This is a genomic window from Pseudomonas sp. A39 (assembly GCF_058145955.1).
Genome location: NZ_JBYVMD010000003.1, coordinates 20,929 through 36,624, shown reverse-complemented (window position 1 = coordinate 36,624; position 15,696 = coordinate 20,929). Strand labels below are relative to the sequence as shown.

At 62.3% G+C, this 15,696-nt stretch carries 13 protein-coding genes; 7 read left to right on the top strand and 6 right to left on the bottom strand.

The window, feature by feature from the left end; genetic code table 11:
• Positions 1-33 precede the first annotated feature (33 nt).
• The 3 genes from AC3ZU9_RS03065 to AC3ZU9_RS03055 all read left to right on the top strand — a co-directional run bounded on the left by AC3ZU9_RS03065 (position 34) and on the right by AC3ZU9_RS03055 (position 3,278).
• The gene (locus AC3ZU9_RS03065) at positions 34-564 is read left to right on the top strand and encodes a hypothetical protein (protein WP_015885098.1); all 531 of its coding nucleotides are present in this window, start codon (positions 34-36) and stop codon (positions 562-564) included.
• A gap of 68 nt (positions 565-632) precedes the next feature.
• Positions 633-824: a PLDc N-terminal domain-containing protein gene (locus AC3ZU9_RS03060; RefSeq protein WP_015885097.1), complete on the top strand. Its 192-nt coding sequence runs from the start codon at positions 633-635 to the stop codon at positions 822-824.
• A 366-nt stretch (positions 825-1,190) separates the two neighbouring features.
• Positions 1,191-3,278, top strand: coding sequence for an LTA synthase family protein (locus AC3ZU9_RS03055; RefSeq protein WP_490090302.1), 2,088 nt, complete (start codon positions 1,191-1,193; stop codon positions 3,276-3,278).
• Between the two features lie 53 nt (positions 3,279-3,331).
• Here the strand turns inward: AC3ZU9_RS03055 and AC3ZU9_RS03050 are convergent, their stop codons facing one another.
• Complete coding sequence (locus AC3ZU9_RS03050; RefSeq protein ID WP_015885095.1) at positions 3,332-3,484, bottom strand: DUF3309 family protein; 153 nt, start codon at positions 3,482-3,484, stop codon at positions 3,332-3,334.
• 330 nt (positions 3,485-3,814) lie between these two features.
• On the opposite strand from AC3ZU9_RS03050, the gene AC3ZU9_RS03045 reads away from it, so the two are divergent.
• Positions 3,815-4,630 (top strand): SDR family oxidoreductase, encoded by an 816-nt coding sequence (locus AC3ZU9_RS03045; protein ID WP_102061949.1) that lies wholly within the window; start codon positions 3,815-3,817, stop codon positions 4,628-4,630.
• 129 nt (positions 4,631-4,759) lie between these two features.
• Complete coding sequence (csrA, locus tag AC3ZU9_RS03040; RefSeq protein WP_015885093.1) at positions 4,760-4,963, top strand: carbon storage regulator CsrA; 204 nt, start codon at positions 4,760-4,762, stop codon at positions 4,961-4,963.
• Positions 4,964-4,965: 2 nt separating this feature from the next.
• Here csrA and AC3ZU9_RS03035 read toward each other — a convergent pair whose 3' ends face one another.
• From AC3ZU9_RS03035 to mnmC, 5 genes are all read right to left on the bottom strand, one after another.
• The gene (locus tag AC3ZU9_RS03035; RefSeq protein ID WP_003236706.1) at positions 4,966-5,193 is read right to left on the bottom strand and encodes a YheU family protein; all 228 of its coding nucleotides are present in this window, start codon (positions 5,191-5,193) and stop codon (positions 4,966-4,968) included.
• A 59-nt stretch (positions 5,194-5,252) separates the two neighbouring features.
• Entirely contained in the window at positions 5,253-6,437 is a 1,185-nt protein-coding gene (locus AC3ZU9_RS03030) for an osmoprotectant NAGGN system M42 family peptidase (protein WP_015885092.1), read from the bottom strand.
• A 24-nt stretch (positions 6,438-6,461) separates the two neighbouring features.
• Positions 6,462-8,195, bottom strand: a complete 1,734-nt coding sequence (gene ngg, locus AC3ZU9_RS03025; protein ID WP_015885091.1) for an N-acetylglutaminylglutamine synthetase — start codon at positions 8,193-8,195, stop codon at positions 6,462-6,464.
• A 3-nt stretch (positions 8,196-8,198) separates the two neighbouring features.
• Entirely contained in the window at positions 8,199-9,971 is a 1,773-nt protein-coding gene (locus AC3ZU9_RS03020; protein WP_490090301.1) for an N-acetylglutaminylglutamine amidotransferase, read from the bottom strand.
• Positions 9,972-10,311: 340 nt separating this feature from the next.
• A complete protein-coding gene (gene mnmC, locus AC3ZU9_RS03015) occupies positions 10,312-12,291 on the bottom strand; it encodes a bifunctional tRNA (5-methylaminomethyl-2-thiouridine)(34)-methyltransferase MnmC2/FAD-dependent 5-carboxymethylaminomethyl-2-thiouridine(34) oxidoreductase MnmC1 (protein WP_490090300.1) in 1,980 nt (659 codons plus the stop codon).
• A 157-nt stretch (positions 12,292-12,448) separates the two neighbouring features.
• Here mnmC and pap point away from each other — a divergent pair, with 157 nt between their 5' ends.
• Both pap and AC3ZU9_RS03005 read left to right on the top strand, forming a co-directional pair.
• Positions 12,449-13,963, top strand: a complete 1,515-nt coding sequence (pap, locus tag AC3ZU9_RS03010; protein ID WP_015885087.1) for a polyphosphate:AMP phosphotransferase — start codon at positions 12,449-12,451, stop codon at positions 13,961-13,963.
• A 395-nt stretch (positions 13,964-14,358) separates the two neighbouring features.
• Positions 14,359-15,543: a thiolase family protein gene (locus AC3ZU9_RS03005; RefSeq protein ID WP_122810076.1), complete on the top strand. Its 1,185-nt coding sequence runs from the start codon at positions 14,359-14,361 to the stop codon at positions 15,541-15,543.
• Positions 15,544-15,696 lie beyond the last annotated feature (153 nt).

Sequence of the window (15,696 nt, the reverse complement as noted above, 5' to 3'; positions counted from 1 at the left end):
CCCTCGAAAACCAGCCCGCTACAGGATCACCCCATGAAAGCCGCCCTCGTCGAACTTATCAGCAACATCAGCGCCGGCGTCATGGGCGAGGACGAGGTGGCGCGTATCGCCGATGAAGCGGCGCAGGCCTACGCGGACCCGGTGGCGTTTCTGGCGGCCAACCCGGATATCAACTACGACGACACATTCCCCATTCCGTTGGGGGAGTGGGTCGTGGTGGGCAGCCTGCCGGACACCGTGGTGTTCCAGGCCGACACCTACGGCGACCTGTTCGCGCAGATCGTCGCGTCGTTCGGCCCAGGCGTGGCGTTCAATCTCACGCCCAAGCAACTGGCCAAGACCGAAGCCCTGACGGCCCTGAACCGTATCCAGATCCAGATGAGCGCGCTCAGCCCGGAAGACGGCGGCTATGTGCTGCTCAACTTCAGCCAACCGTTGGATGACGAGATCCAGGCCGTGTTGGTCTACGGTAACGACCTGCCGCGCGTGCTCGAGCTGTGTGCCGAAGTCGGCATTAAGGCCGAACCCTCCCTGGAAGCGCTGAAAGTTGCCGTCCACGTCTGAAATAAAACGGAACCCCGGCCAGGGCTGGCTATCCTAAAGGTGCATGCCCTCACTTTAGGAGCAACACCATGGGTTCCACTTTTAATGGCTTGATCGGGCTGATTATCCTGGCGCTGGATATCTGGGCGATCATCAACGTATTCAAAAGCGGCGCGAGCACGGGCGCCAAGGTGCTGTGGATCCTGTTGATCCTCCTGCTGCCGGTGCTGGGCCTGATCATCTGGGCGATCGCCGGGCCACGGGGAAATGTGCGGCTCTAGAGTGAGCACAATCCATGTAGGCGCGGGCTCGCTGTGGTGACCGCGCTTGCTGTGGTGAGCGGGCTTGTTGTGGTGAGCGGGCTTGCCCCGCGCCGGGCTGCGAAGCAGCCCCATCCGATCTCCAGTGAACCCTCTCACCACACCCCTGAGATTTGTGTATCGAAATATTCGCTGCACACAATTTTCACATCTTATCCAAGACAATTCGCCGGTTGAATCTCCCTGCCAAGGCCCTGCCTCAAGGTGTCTTAAACGCGGGACGGCGCTGCTCGTTCAGTAATTAATAGCCTTGCTGTGATTGATCGGGCACCATTCGCGCCACTGCACCACTTCGTCACTTAAACTTCCAATGGGTCCTGAAACGACATGGCAAACCCGGACGCCCTGAGTCAGCAGCGAGCTTCTAATCGCCTGCTGCAACCGACCGTCAAATCCCATCTGGCGTACACGCTGCTCTGCGCACTGGTCATGATGGTGATGTTCTCCCTGCTGCGCCTGGCGCTGCTGGTCTACAACCGCGAGATGATCCTCGATACGCCGGCCTCGACCTTCCTTGAAGCGTTCGCCAACGGCCTGCGCCTGGACCTGCGTCTGGTGGTGTACCTGATCACTCCGTTGCTGCTGGCACTGTTCAGCGTACGGGCAATGGCAGCCCGCGGGTTCTTTCGTTTCTGGCTGACCGTGGCGTCCAGCATCGCCCTGTTCCTGGGCCTGATGGAAATGGACTTCTACCGCGAGTTCCACCAGCGCCTCAACGGCCTGGTCTTCCAGTACGTGAAGGAAGACCCGAAAACCGTGATGAGCATGCTCTGGTACGGTTTCCCGGTGGTGCGCTACCTGCTGGCCTGGGCCGTGGGCACGCTGATCCTCAGCATGGCGTTCAAAGGTGCCGACCGTGCGACACGCCCGCGCGGCCCCTTCAGCGGTGGCAGCATCGGCACCCGCCAGGTCGCGCCGTGGTACTCGCGCATCGCGGTGTTCGTGGTCTGCCTGCTGATCGCCGTGGTCGCCGCCCGTGGCACCCTGCGCCAGGGCCCGCCGCTGCGTTGGGGTGACGTGTACACCACCGACTCGAACTTCGCCAACCAGTTGGGCCTCAATGGCACGCTGTCGCTGATCGGCGCGGCCAAGGCCCGCTTCTCGGAACACCGGGATAACACCTGGAAAGCCACGCTGGAGCAGCCGCTGGCAACCCAGACCGTGCGCGACATGCTGGTGCTGCCGACAGAAAAACTGGTGGATACCGACACCGCCGCTGTGCGCCGCGAGTTCACGCCACCGGCCGAGAAAACCCTGCCGATCAAAAACGTCGTCGTGATCCTGATGGAAAGCTTCGCCGGTCACTCGGTGGGGGCGCTGGGTCGTCCGGGCAATATCACGCCGTACTTCGACAAACTGTCCAAGGAAGGCCTGCTGTTCGACCGCTTCTTCTCCAACGGCACCCATACCCACCAGGGTATGTTCGCGACCATGGCGTGCTTCCCGAACCTGCCCGCCTTCGAATACCTGATGCAGACCCCGGAAGGCAGCCACAAGCTGTCGGGCCTGCCGCAGTTGCTCAGCGCACGCAAGTTTGACGACGTGTATGTCTACAACGGCGACTTCGCCTGGGACAACCAGTCGGGCTTCTTCAGCAACCAGGGCATGACCAATTTCATCGGTCGCAACGACTTTGTCGATCCGGTGTTCTCTGACCCCACCTGGGGCGTGTCCGATCAGGACATGTTCAACCGTGGCCTGGAAGAGTTGAAAGCCCGTGAAGGCGGCAAGCCGTTCTACGCGTTGCTGCAAACCCTGTCCAACCACACGCCTTACGCTTTGCCGACCCCGTTGCCGGTGGACAAAGTCACTGGCCGTGGCAGCCTCGACGAGCATTTGACCGCGATGCGCTACTCCGACTGGGCCCTGGGTCAGTTCTTTGAGAAAGCCCGCAAAGAGCCGTATTTCAAGGAAACCCTGTTCGTGATCGTCGGCGACCACGGCTTCGGCAACGAGCAGCAAATCACCGAAATGGACCTGGGCCGCTTTAACGTGCCGATGCTGATGATCGCGCCGGGCATGCAGGAGAAGTTCGGCGAGCGCAACCATACCGTCGGTACTCAGATCGACATCGTGCCGACCATCATGGGGCGCCTGGGCGGCGAGACCCTGCACCAGTGCTGGGGCCGTGACCTGTTGAACCTGCCGGAAGGCGATAAAGGTTTCGGCGTGATCAAGCCATCGGGCAGCGACCAGACCGTGGCATTGCTCACCGGCGACCGTGTACTGGTACTGCCCAAGGAAATGCCACCGAAGCTGTGGGAATACGAACTGGGCGCCAACCCGACCGGTAAAGTGATTGCTGAATCGCCGGACGAGGCGGCACTGAGGCAGAAACTTGAGTCGTTCCTGCAGACGGCCACCAAGAGCCTGTTGGATAACACCGCCGGTGTGATTGACGGCAAGCCGGATTAATTAACCGGCAATAAAAAAGAGGCCTTTAAAGGCCTCTTTTTTTTGCCCGGCGTTTATATCCGACCGAGCAACAACAGCACCAGCAGGACCACCAGTACCACACCCAGGATGCCCGACGGGCCATAACCCCAGTTACGCGAGTGAGGGAACACTGGCAGACCACCGACCAGCAGGAGGATCAAGATAATGATCAGAATGAGGCTCATGGTTTTTTTTCCTTATTGGCCTTCTGCAAAGACCGGTTATTTAACGATAGGCCCGCAGTTTAATAACGAACGCCTTAACAACTCCGACTGGTGCCCCTGGTGGAAAATTCAGTATTTTTTTAAAGCATTTCGCACACTTGCTTATTTCTTTTAATGCAGTTCGCAACTGCGCCCGATTAGTTGAAAAATATTGAACTTAGGCTATACGCAACCCTCCGACCCAGCCGCTGGTTTGCCAGGGGCATTCATCAATCTGATGGTGGGTGGGTGCTGGAAAAACCTTCGCTACACTGCCGGTCACTTCTTCCGTGAACCACAAGGCTACTTTCTATGCAAAATCGCATGATGATCACTGGCGCCGGGTCCGGCCTGGGTCGTGAAATCGCGCTGCGTTGGGCCCGCGAGGGTTGGCAGTTGGCCTTGTCGGATGTCAGCGAGCCGGGGCTGCAGGAAACCCTCAAATTGGTGCGTGAAGCCGGGGGTGATGGCTTCGTCCAGCGTTGCGACGTGCGCGACTACAGCCAGCTCACTGCATTCGCCCAAGCCTGCGAGGTAAAGCTCGGCGGGGTTGATGTGATCGTCAACAATGCCGGCGTCGCCTCGGGAGGCTTCTTTGCCGAACTGTCCCTGGAGGACTGGGACTGGCAGATCGCAATCAACCTGATGGGCGTGGTCAAGGGGTGCAAGGCGTTCCTGCCGCTGCTGGAAAAGAGCAAGGGCCGTATCATCAACATCGCGTCCATGGCCGCGCTGATGCAGGGGCCGGCGATGAGCAACTACAACGTGGCCAAAGCTGGCGTGGTAGCGCTGTCGGAAAGCCTGCTGGTGGAACTCAAGCAACAGGAGGTCGGCGTGCATGTGGTCTGCCCATCGTTCTTCCAGACCAACCTGCTCGACTCGTTCCGTGGACCGACCCCAGCGATGAAGGCCCAAGTGGGCAAGCTGCTGGAGAGTTCGCCGATCTCGGCGGCGGATATCGCCGATTACATCTATCAACGCGTCGCGGCGGGTGAGTTCATGATCCTGCCCCACGAACAGGGGCGCATGGCCTGGGCGTTGAAGCAGAAGAATCCGCAGTTGCTCTATGATGAAATGACCACTATGGCCGACAAGATGCGCGCCAAGGCTCAGGCTGCCAAGGCCTGAGCCGGTAGCGGTCTGTCAGGCAATTTACCTGCGTACGTAGGGCCTGCCTGATTTCGTCGCAAGCCATTGATGCTCCGACACCGAGCGCGCATGGTCGAGGTCCTTTCATTGCTAATAAGGACATCCGCCATGCTGGTCTTAAGCCGCGCCGTAGGCGAAGTCATCTCTATCGGTGATGACATCGCCGTACACATTCTTGAATTGAACGGCAGCCAAGTGAAATTCGGTGTGGAGGCGCCGAACGGGGTGCATGTACACCGTGCCGAGGTCTACCAGAAGATCCGCGATCGGCTGGGCGCCACGACCCATCCGGTGCCGGTGCCCAATCTCTGATCTCAGTCGAACAGATGCTTGGGCACGTCGTGCTTGAGCATCAACTGGCACTGCTCGCTGTCCGGGTCGAACACGATCAGCGCCTGCCCCTTGGTGAGCGCCTGGCGTACGCGCAGCACGCGGGTCTCCAGGGGCGTGTCGTCACCATTGTCGGTGCCGTCACGTGTGACGAAGTCTTCGATCAGGCGCGTCAGCGTGTCGACTTCAAGTGCATCGTAGGGAATCAGCATACAAGCCTCGGGTGATGGATCCCGGCGATCCTACTGCGCCGGGATCAGAGTTGCCAGCGTCAGGACTTATTGCCGACCAGGCTGTCCACCGAGGGCACGCGTGTGTCGCTCTCCATCTGCGTCTCGTGCTCGATCTGATGACTGAACCGATCCAGCGAGCCCTGTGCCGGTTGCGCATCGCTGGCGAACACCGGCGGGCTGAGAATGTAGGCGCCCAACAGGCGACTCAGCGCCGCGAGGCTGTCGATATGGGTGCGCTCATAGCCGTGGGTCGCATCGCAACCAAACGCCAGCAGTGCAGTGCGGATGTCGTGCCCGGCGGTCACGGCCGAGTGCGCATCGCTGAAGTAATAGCGGAACAGGTCGCGGCGCACCGGCAGTTCGTGGTCAGACGCCAAACGTAGCAAGTGACGGGACAGGTGATAGTCATACGGCCCGCCGGAGTCCTGCATGGCCACGCTCACCGCATGCTCGCTGGAGTGCTGGCCGGGAGCGACCGGAGCGATATCGATGCCGACAAATTCACTCACGTCCCAGGGCAGGGCGGCCGCTGCGCCACTGCCGGTCTCCTCGGTGATGGTGAACAGCGGGTGGCAGTCGATCAGCAAGGGCTCGCCACTGTCGACGATGGCCTTGAGCGCGGCGAGCAGGGCGGCGACGCCGGCCTTGTCGTCCAGGTGGCGGGCGCTGATGTGCCCGCTCTCGGTGAATTCCGGCAGCGGGTCGAAGGCCACATAGTCGCCGATACCAATGCCCAGGGAGTCGCAATCGGCACGGGTCGCGCAGTAGGCGTCGAGGCGCAACTCGACGTGGTCCCAACTCACCGGCATTTCATCCACGGCGGTGTTGAACGCGTGCCCGGAGGCCATCAACGGCAACACGCTGCCACGGATCACGCCATTATCGGTAAACAGGCTGACGCGGCTGCCTTCGGCAAACCGGCTCGACCAGCAACCTACGGGCGCCAGGCTCAGGCGGCCGTTGTCCTTGATCGCACGCACGGCGGCGCCGATGGTGTCCAAGTGGGCGGACACCGCACGGTCAGGGCTGTTTTTCTGGCCCTTGAGGGTGGCGCGGATGGTGCCGCGCCGGGTCATCTCGAAGGGGATGCCCAGTTCTTCCAGGCGCTCGGCGACATACCGCACGATGGTGTCGGTAAATCCGGTGGGGCTGGGAATGGCGAGCATTTCCAGTAGGACTTTTTGCAGGTAATTCAGATCCGGTTCTGGGATGGTTCGGCTCATAAAGACTCCTGGGGTTCGGATCGTTCAGCTATGGGGAAACAGCAAATCGACAAATTTTTCCGCGGTAGGCTGCGGTTCATGATTGGCCAGGCCGGCCCGTTCGTTAGCTTCGATAAACACGTACTCGGGCTGGTCGGCGGCAGGCACCATCAGGTCCAGGCCGACCATGGGGATGTCCAGGGCGCGGGCGGCGCGTACGGCGGCGTCCACCAGCGTGGGGTGCAGGATGGCGGTGACGTCTTCCAGGCAACCGCCGGTGTGCAGGTTGGCGGTACGGCGCACGGCCAGGGTTTTTCCACGTGGCAGGATGCTGCTGTAGTCGTAGCCGGCCGCGTGCAGGGTGCGTTCGGTTTCGGCGTCGACAGGGATTTTGCTTTCGCCATCAGTCGCCGCCTGGCGACGACGGCTCTGGGCTTCGATCAACGCGCCGATGGAATGTTGACCGTCACCGGTCACTTCCGCAGGACGACGAATCGCAGCCGCAACCACCTCGAAACCGATCACCAGGATGCGCAGGTCCAGGCCTTCATGAAAGCTTTCCAGCAGCACACGGCTGTCAAACTGGCGCGCCGCTTCAATCGCCTGCTGCACCTCTTCGATGCTCTGCAAATCCACCGCCACGCCCTGGCCTTGCTCACCGTCCAGCGGCTTGACGACGACGCGCTGGTGCTCGTCGAGGAACTCCAGGTTGTCATCGGCGCTGCCCGCCAGTTGTTGCGACGGCAGTTTCAAACCGGCCGCCTTGAGCACTTTGTGGGTCAGGCTCTTGTCCTGGCACAAGGTCATGCTGATGGCGCTGGTCAGGTCGCTCAACGACTCACGGCAACGCACACGGCGCCCCCCGTGACTGAGGGTGAATAAGCCCGCGTCGGCGTCATCCACCTGCACATCGATACCGCGCCGATGCGCTTCTTCGACGATGATCCGGGCATAAGGGTTAAAGCCTGCCTGCGGACCCGGGCCGAGAAACAGCGGCTGGTTGATGCCGTTCTTACGTTTGATCGCAAAGGTGGTCAGCGCCCTGAACCCCAGCTTGGCGTAAAGGTTCTTGGCCTGGCGGTTATCGTGCAGCACGGACAGGTCCAGGTAGCTCAGGCCACGGCTCATGAAGTGTTCCACCAAGTGGCGCACCAGCACCTCACCCACGCCAGGGCGGGTGCACTGCGGGTCCACGGCCAGGCACCACAGGCTGCAACCGTTTTCCGGGTCATGAAAGGCTTTCTGGTGGTTGAGGCCCATGACGCTGCCGATCACCGCGCCGCTGTCTTCATCTTCCGCCAGCCAGTAGACAGGCCCACCGGCATGGCGCGGCGTAAGGCGTTCGGCGTCGACGGGCAACATGCCGCGTCCTTGGTAGAGCTGGTTGACGGCCAGCCAATCGGCTTCGGTCTGCACCCGACGAATGCGGAACCCGCGAAATACCCGGGTGGCCGGCCGATAGTCGGTGAACCACAGGCGCAGCGTGTCTGACGGGTCGAGGAACAGTTGCTGCGGATCGATCCCGAGAATCTGCTGCGGTGCAGCCACATAGAGTGCGATGTCGCGCTCGCCCGGCTGTTCATTCAGCAGTTCCTGGGCCAGGGTCGCCGGGTCGGGAAAGGTGTGCCCGATCAACAAGCGGCCCCATCCGCAATGCACGGCAATCGGCTCGGCGGCCAAGGGGCTGCCATCTTCCGCCAGGCGGGCCTGCAGGCGCTCATAGGTCGGCGCCTGGCCCTTCAACAAGCGTTGGCTGTAAGCCGCTGCGAGAGGTTTCATTACTCAGATTCCTTGTTCGCTGAGCCACAGGTTCAGCGCCGCCAGTTGCCACAGCTTGGAGCCGCGCAGCGGGGTCAATTGGCCTTGCGGGTCGGTCAGCAAGCGGTCGAGCATGGCGGGATTGAACAGGCCGCGATCCTGGCTCGGGTCCAGCAACAATTCACGCACCCAGTTCAGCGTATCGCCCTGCAAGTGTTTGAGGCCTGGCACGGGGAAGTAACCTTTCTTGCGGTCGATCACTTCGTTCGGGATCACGCGGCGCGCGGCCTCTTTCAACACCTGCTTGCCACCGTCGGGCAACTTGAACTTGCCGGGTACACGGGCCGACAGCTCAACCAAGCGGTAGTCGAGGAACGGCGTACGCGCTTCCAGGCCCCAGGCCATGGTCATGTTGTCGACGCGTTTGACCGGGTCGTCCACCAGCATGACCGTGCTGTCCAGGCGCAGGGCTTTGTCCACTGCCGCATCCGCGCCGGGCATGGCGAAGTGCTCGCGCACGAAGTCACCGGCGGCGTCGTTGGCGGTCAGCCATTTTGGCGCGACGGTGGCGGCATAGTCGTCGTAGCTGCGGTCGAAAAACGCATCGCGATACGCGGCGTAGGGATCGGCGGCGCCGTCCACCTGCGGGTACCAGTGGTAACCGGCAAACAGTTCGTCGGCGCCCTGGCCGCTCTGCACCACCTTGCAATGCTTGGCCACTTCCCGTGACAACAGGTAGAAGGCGATGCAGTCATGGCTGACCATCGGCTCGCTCATGGCACGGAACGCCGCCGGGAGTTGCTCGATGATCTCGCTTTCGGCGATGCGCAATTGATGATGACGGGTGCCGTAGTGCTTGGCGATCAGGTCCGAGTACTGGAACTCGTCGCCACGCTCGCCACCGGCGTCTTCAAAGCCGATGGAGAAGGTCGACAGATCTTGCACGCCGACTTCACGCAGCAAGCCCACGAGCATGCTCGAATCGACGCCGCCGGACAGCAGCACGCCGACATCCACGGCGGCGCGTTGGCGGATGGCCACGGCTTCGCGGGTGCTGTCGAGTACGCGGTCAGTCCAGTCTTCCAGGCTCAGGTTGCGTTCATCGTCATGTGGGCCGTAGGGCAGGGTCCACCAGGTTTTCTGCTCGGTCTTGCCGTTGGCGTCGATGCGCATCCAGCTCGCCGGCGGCAGTTTTTCGATGCCTGCCAGCAAGGTACGCGGCGCGGGCACCACGGCGTGGAAGTTCAAGTAGTGATTGAGTGCCACCGGATCGAGGATCGGGTTGATATCCCCGCCTTTGAGCAGCGCCGGCAAGGCCGACGCAAAGCGCAGGCGCTGGCCGGTGCGCGACAGGTACAGCGGCTTCACGCCCAGACGGTCGCGGGCAATAAACAGGCGTTGGGCATCACGTTCCCAGATGGCGAACGCGAACATGCCATTGAGCTTGGGCAGCAGCGCTTCGCCCCAGGCGTGATAACCCTTGAGCAGCACTTCGGTGTCGCCGCCGGAGTAGAAGGCGTAGCCGAGGGCTTCCAGCTCTTCTCTCAGTTCGGGGAAGTTATAGATCGCGCCGTTGAACGCCAGGGACAGCCCCAGCTGGGCGTCGACCATCGGTTGGGCAGAGCCATCCGACAGGTCCATGATTTTCAAGCGCCGATGGCCCAGCGCGACAGGCCCTTGGGCATGAAACCCCCAAGCGTCAGGCCCACGCGGGGCCAGGTGATGGGTGATGCGCTCAATAGCTGCCAGGTCGGCAGGTTGGGCATCGAAACGTAACTCTCCAGCTAATCCGCACATAAATTCCTTACCGGTTTTTCCGTTGGGGAGGGATGAAATGCCGCACGCCAAAAAGGCCGGGCGTTGAGAAACTGACCCGTGTGGTGGATGGGAGTTTTAGAACGATCGGTTATAAGGCGATTGGGCATCAGTGCGGTGATGCGTCAGTCGAGGGGGGGTAGATAGGTAGGCGCAACAGCCTCAAGCCCGTTGATAAGGTTTGGCGAAACACCTGCCATACGGACAATTGCCATGCCGGCCGTACCTTCTGAAACACCCCAACCCTTGAGTTCCGAGATGAGGCTGGCGGCCCTTCTTCAACTGACCGGCGACTTGCCCAGGCGTGCAGTGTGTAAAACCCTCAGGACGTGCCCCGGATCAATCCCCGCAGGGCAAAACGGTTGGGGTGGCAGGCGTGGGCGACGCTGGCGGGGACGGGCAGCGGTTCGTCATTCAGCCAGGCGGCCAGCAGCTCTGCCGCCAGCGGGGCGGTGATCAAACCTCGCGAGCCGTGCCCGCTGTTGATGTACAGGCCATCGAGCCAGGGGCAGGCAATGTCCGGGACTTGCCGAGCATCCTTGCGCAGCGCCGCGTAGGCCAGGTGGAACGCCTCGCGGTCGGCCAGTGGCCCGACAATCGGTAGATAGTCGGGGCTGGTGCAGCGAAAGGCCGCACGGCCTTGCAGGTGCTCGGGGTCAAGGGTGTCGGCGTGCAGGCGTTGCAGCAGGTCAACGGAGATTTCCCGCAACATCTGCAGGTTACCGAGGTGTTCGGCGGTGCTGGGGGTGAGGTCTTCGCTGGCGAAGTTGAAGCTGGCGCCGAGCGTATGTTCCCCCAAGCGCGCAGGCGCGACGTAACCCTCGGCGCACACCACCGTGGCCAGTGCCTGGCTTTGCGGGGTTTGCGGCAGGCGGCTGATTTGCCCGCGAATGCGTTTGAGGGGCAGCTCGGCGCTGACCGGGAAGCGGTTGATCTCGGCGGCGCCGGCCAGTACCACCACGCTGGCGCTGGCCAGCAGGGTGTGGCCGTCGTGGGCGTGCCATTGGCCATCGACCTGGCGCAACTCAAGGGCCTCGCGATGCTGCAACAGCGTGATCAGCGGATGTGACGCTTGCCACTCACACAGTGCCGGCGGATGCACCCAGCCGCCTTCGGGGAAAAACAGCCCGCCGTGTTCCAAGGCCACGCCGGCGCGCGCCTGGGCCTGCGCCTGATCCAGCACGTGCAAAAGCTCCGGCGCGAAGGCTTGGGCCAGCTGCGCCTGGCGTTCGGCCTCCTTGGCATTAAACGCCAGTTGCAGCACGCCGCAACCGTCCCAGTCGACGCCACGGTGCAGGTGTTCGAGCAGCCGGCGGGTATGGCCGAAGCCGCTGAGGATCAATTGCGACAGCGCCGTGCCATGCGCCGAAAGCTTGAGGTACAGCACGCCCTGCGGGTTACCCGAGGCTTCCTGCGCCAGCGCCGCGTGACGCTCCAGCAGCGTCACCTGCCAGCCGCGCGCCGCCAGGCTGGCGGCGCTCGTGCAGCCGGCCAGGCCGCCGCCGATCACCAGGGCCGTGCGCGCGCCGGGCGGCGGCGCGGGGCGGGCAAACCAGGGTTTGATAGCTTCCGGCGCGGGCGTTTCGGCGGGCCAGCCGAGAAACTCGCCGCGCAGGATTTCCCACTTGTGGCCGATGCCTGGCGTGCGCTTCATCTTGAAGCCGGCGGCGTTGATCAAGCGGCGCACCCAGCCGGTACTGGTAAAGGTGCTGATGGTCGAGCCGGGGGCCGCCAGCCGCGCCAGTTCGGCAAACAGCTCGGCGGTCCACATGTCGGGGTTCTTGGCCGGGGCAAACCCGTCGAGAAACCAGGCGTCGACCTGGGCGTCCAATTGGGGCAGCTGTTCAAGGGCGTCGCCGATCAGCAGCGTCAGCGTCACGCGGCCGTGAGCCAACACCAGCCGTTGGAAGCCTTGATGAATGGCGATGTACTGCGCCAGCAACTGATCGGCAAACGGCTGCAGTTCCGGCCAAAGGGCGAGGGCGCGCTGCAGGTCGGCGTGGCTCAGCGGGTACTTTTCCACGCTGACAAAATGCAGGCGGGCACCGGCCACGGCGTGTTGCTCGAACAACTGCCAGGCGCAGAGAAAATTCAACCCCGTGCCGAAACCGGTTTCGCCAATTACCAAGTGGCCCTGGGCCGGCAGGGCGGCGAAGCGCTCCTGCAAACGGTTCTGTTCGAGGAACACGTAGCGCGTTTCTTCAAGGCCCGACTTGTCGGAGAAGTACACATCGTCGAAGACCCGCGAGTGTGGGCGACCTTGCTCATCCCAGTCGAGCTGGGCGTGGGTAACGGGGTTCATGGGCGACTCATAGGCAATAGAAGCAGGCAAAGGCAAGGCGGCCATTCTAGCTGATCAACAAGCGTTGAATTGACCTACGGCAAGCATGCGTGGAATTTCCTCCCGCACGGCGTTGCCCAATCCGCTAGTCTTGAGCCATCTTGAAACGGAGCTGCCCATGTTCGAATCCGCCGAAATCGGTCACGCCATCGACAAAGACACCTTTGAGGCCGAAGTGCCGGCCCTGCGCGAAGCCTTGCTGGAAGTGCAGTACGAACTGCAGCAGCAGAAGCGCTTCCCGGTGATCATCCTGATCAACGGCATCGAAGGCGCCGGCAAGGGCGAGACGGTCAAGCTGCTGAATGAATGGATGGACCCGCGCCTGATTGAAGTGCGCACTTTCGACCAGCAGACCGACGAAGAACTCGCCCGGCCACCGGCCTGGCGCTACTGGCGCCAACTGCCGGCCAAAGGGCGCATGGGGATTTTCTTCGGCAACTGGTACAGCCAGATGCTGCAAGGCCGGGTGCATGGGCAGATCAAGGACGCGCGGCTTGACCAGGCTATTGCCGGCGCCGAACGCCTGGAAAAAATGCTCTGCGACGAAGGCGCGCTGATCTTCAAATTCTGGTTCCACCTGTCCAAGAAGCAGATGAAGGCGCGGCTCAAGGCCCTGGCCGATGACCCGTTGCACAGCTGGCGCATCAGCCCGTTAGACTGGCAGCAGTCCGAGACCTACGACAAGTTCGTGCATTTCGGCGAGCGCGTGCTGCGGCGTACCAGTCGCGACTACGCGCCGTGGCATGTGATCGAAGGCGTCGACAGCAACTATCGCAGCCTCACCGTGGGCAAGATCCTGCTCGAAGGCCTGCAAAACGCCTTGAAACTGCCCAAGGGCAAGGCCAGCGGCATGAACCCGGCACCGTTGCCGTCGGCTGTCGACCAGATGAGCCTGCTCAACAGCCTCGACATGACGCTGCACCTGGACAAGGACGATTACGAAGAACAGCTGATCACCGAGCAGGCGCGGTTCTCCGGCCTGATGCGCGACAAACGCATGCGCAAGCACGCTCTGGTCACGGTGTTCGAAGGCAACGATGCGGCAGGCAAGGGCGGGGCGATTCGCCGGGTGGCGGCGGCGCTGGACCCACGCCAGTACCATATCGTGCCGATCGCCGCGCCCACCGAAGACGAACGTGCCCAGCCTTACCTGTGGCGGTTCTGGCAGAAAATCCCGGCACGGGGCAAGTTCACCGTGTTTGACCGCTCCTGGTACGGCCGTGTGCTGGTGGAGCGGATCGAGGGCTTCTGCACCCCGGCCGACTGGCTGCGCGCCTATGGCGAGATCAATGACTTTGAAGAGCAACTGCGCGACGCAGGGGTGATCGTGGTCAAGTTCTGGCTGGCCATCGACAAACAGACCCAACTGGAACGCTTCCAGGCGCGTGAAGAGATCCCGTTCAAGCGCTTCAAGATCACCGAAGACGACTGGCGCAACCGCGACAAGTGGGATGACTACCGCGCCGCCGTGGGCGATATGGTCGACCGCACCAGCACCGAAGTCGCGCCCTGGACCCTGGTGGAAGCCAACGATAAGCGCTGGGCGCGCGTCAAGGTGTTGCGCACCATCAACCTGGCCTTGGAGGAGGCGTTCGCCAAGTCCGACAAGCACGATAAAAAGAAAAAGAAATAATGGCCGTCAGGCTTGCCTATTGTAGTGAGCGGGCTTGCCTCGCGCTGGGCGGCGAAGCAGCCCCAACCCAGGCCCCGCGTCCTATCAGGCAAACCTGATTGGCAGGTTTTGGGGCCGCTTCGCAGCCCAGCGCAGGGCAAGCCTGCTCACCACAACAGCCCCAACCCAGGCGCCGCGTCCTTTCAGACAAACCTGATTGGCAGGTTTTAGGGCCGCTTCGCAGCCCAGCGCAGGGCAAGCCTGCTCACTACAACAGCCCCAATCACCAAAACAATCCAGGTCACTGCAGGGCGAGCACGCGGGCCATGCTTTTGTATACGCCGGGTGAATGATCGTCGCGGTTGCGCGGGGCTGGCTCTATGCTCGATCCAACCACCACACGATCGAGGTAGCCCATGCGTGAAGTAGTGATTGTCGACAGCGTGCGAACCGGCCTGGCCAAATCCTTTCGCGGTAAGTTCAACCAGACCCGCCCGGATGATATGGCGGCCCATTGCGTCAACGCGCTGCTCGCCCGCAACGGCATCGACCCGGCCACGGTGGAAGATTGCATCGTCGGTGCCGGTTCCAACGAAGGCGCGCAGGGCTACAACATCGGCCGCAACGTGGCGGTGCTCTCGCAACTGGGCACGGGGACGGCGGGCATGACCCTCAACCGTTTCTGCTCGTCGGGGTTGCAGGCGATTGCCATCGCCGCCAACCAGATCGCCTCGGGCTGCAGCGAGATCATCGTCGCCGGTGGTGTCGAATCCATCAGCCTGACCCTGAAAAGCGTCAACACCGACAACCTGATCAACCCGTTGTTGAAAGAGCAGGTGCCGGGCCTCTACTTCCCCATGGGCCAGACCGCCGAGATCGTTGCGCGTCGCTACAACGTCAGCCGCGAAGAACAGGACCTGTATGCCCTGCAAAGCCAGCAGCGTACTGCCCAGGCCCAGGCCGATGGACTGTTCAATGATGAAATCGTGCCGATGGCGGTCAAGTACAAGGTCGAGGACAAGAACACCGGCGAAGTACAGGTGCTTGACGGCGTCGTTGATCGCGATGACTGCAACCGCCCCGACACTACGCTGGCCAGCTTGCAGGGCTTGAAACCGGTGTTCGCCGAAGACGGCTCGGTGACGGCGGGCAACTCCTCGCAGCTCTCCGACGGTGCGTCGATGACCCTGGTGATGAGCCTGGAAAAAGCCCTGGCCCTGGGGCTTAAGCCCAAGGCGTTTTTCCGTGGGTTTACCGTGGCGGGCTGCGAGCCGGACGAGATGGGCATCGGCCCGGTGTTCTCGGTGCCTAAGCTGCTCAAGGCCAAGGGGTTGCAGGTGGCGGATATCGACCTGTGGGAACTCAACGAAGCGTTCGCCTCCCAGTGCCTGTATGCGCGCAATCGCCTGGAAATCGACAATGCCCGGTACAACGTCAACGGCGGCTCGATCTCCATCGGGCACCCGTTCGGCATGACCGGTTCACGGCAGGTCGGGCATTTGGTGCGTGAGTTGCAGCGGCGTAATCTGCGCTACGGCATCGTCACCATGTGCGTGGGCGGCGGCATGGGCGCGACGGGGCTCTTCGAAGCCGTGCGCTAGAACCGGAAGCGGACTTGTGTAGTGAGCAGGCTTGCCCTGCGCTGGGGCGCGAAGCGGCCCCAAAACCTGCCAATCAGTTCTGCCTGAAAGAACGCGGCGCCTGGGTCAGGGCCGCTTCGCAGCCCAGCGCAGGGCAAGCCTGCTCACTACACC

Bases quoted from the DNA above. Each gene is read 5' to 3' on its own strand.
- AC3ZU9_RS03065 (WP_015885098.1), top strand. From the start codon at position 34: ATGAAAGCCGCCCTCGTCGAACTTATCAGCAACATCAGCGCCGGCGTC.
- AC3ZU9_RS03060 (WP_015885097.1), top strand. From the start codon at position 633: ATGGGTTCCACTTTTAATGGCTTGATCGGGCTGATTATCCTGGCGCTG.
- AC3ZU9_RS03055 (WP_490090302.1), top strand. From the start codon at position 1,191: ATGGCAAACCCGGACGCCCTGAGTCAGCAGCGAGCTTCTAATCGCCTG.
- AC3ZU9_RS03050 (WP_015885095.1), bottom strand. From the start codon at position 3,484: ATGAGCCTCATTCTGATCATTATCTTGATCCTCCTGCTGGTCGGTGGT.
- AC3ZU9_RS03045 (WP_102061949.1), top strand. From the start codon at position 3,815: ATGCAAAATCGCATGATGATCACTGGCGCCGGGTCCGGCCTGGGTCGT.
- csrA (WP_015885093.1), top strand. From the start codon at position 4,760: ATGCTGGTCTTAAGCCGCGCCGTAGGCGAAGTCATCTCTATCGGTGAT.
- AC3ZU9_RS03035 (WP_003236706.1), bottom strand. From the start codon at position 5,193: ATGCTGATTCCCTACGATGCACTTGAAGTCGACACGCTGACGCGCCTG.
- AC3ZU9_RS03030 (WP_015885092.1), bottom strand. From the start codon at position 6,437: ATGAGCCGAACCATCCCAGAACCGGATCTGAATTACCTGCAAAAAGTC.
- ngg (WP_015885091.1), bottom strand. From the start codon at position 8,195: ATGAAACCTCTCGCAGCGGCTTACAGCCAACGCTTGTTGAAGGGCCAG.
- AC3ZU9_RS03020 (WP_490090301.1), bottom strand. From the start codon at position 9,971: ATGTGCGGATTAGCTGGAGAGTTACGTTTCGATGCCCAACCTGCCGAC.
- mnmC (WP_490090300.1), bottom strand. From the start codon at position 12,291: ATGAACCCCGTTACCCACGCCCAGCTCGACTGGGATGAGCAAGGTCGC.
- pap (WP_015885087.1), top strand. From the start codon at position 12,449: ATGTTCGAATCCGCCGAAATCGGTCACGCCATCGACAAAGACACCTTT.
- AC3ZU9_RS03005 (WP_122810076.1), top strand. From the start codon at position 14,359: ATGCGTGAAGTAGTGATTGTCGACAGCGTGCGAACCGGCCTGGCCAAA.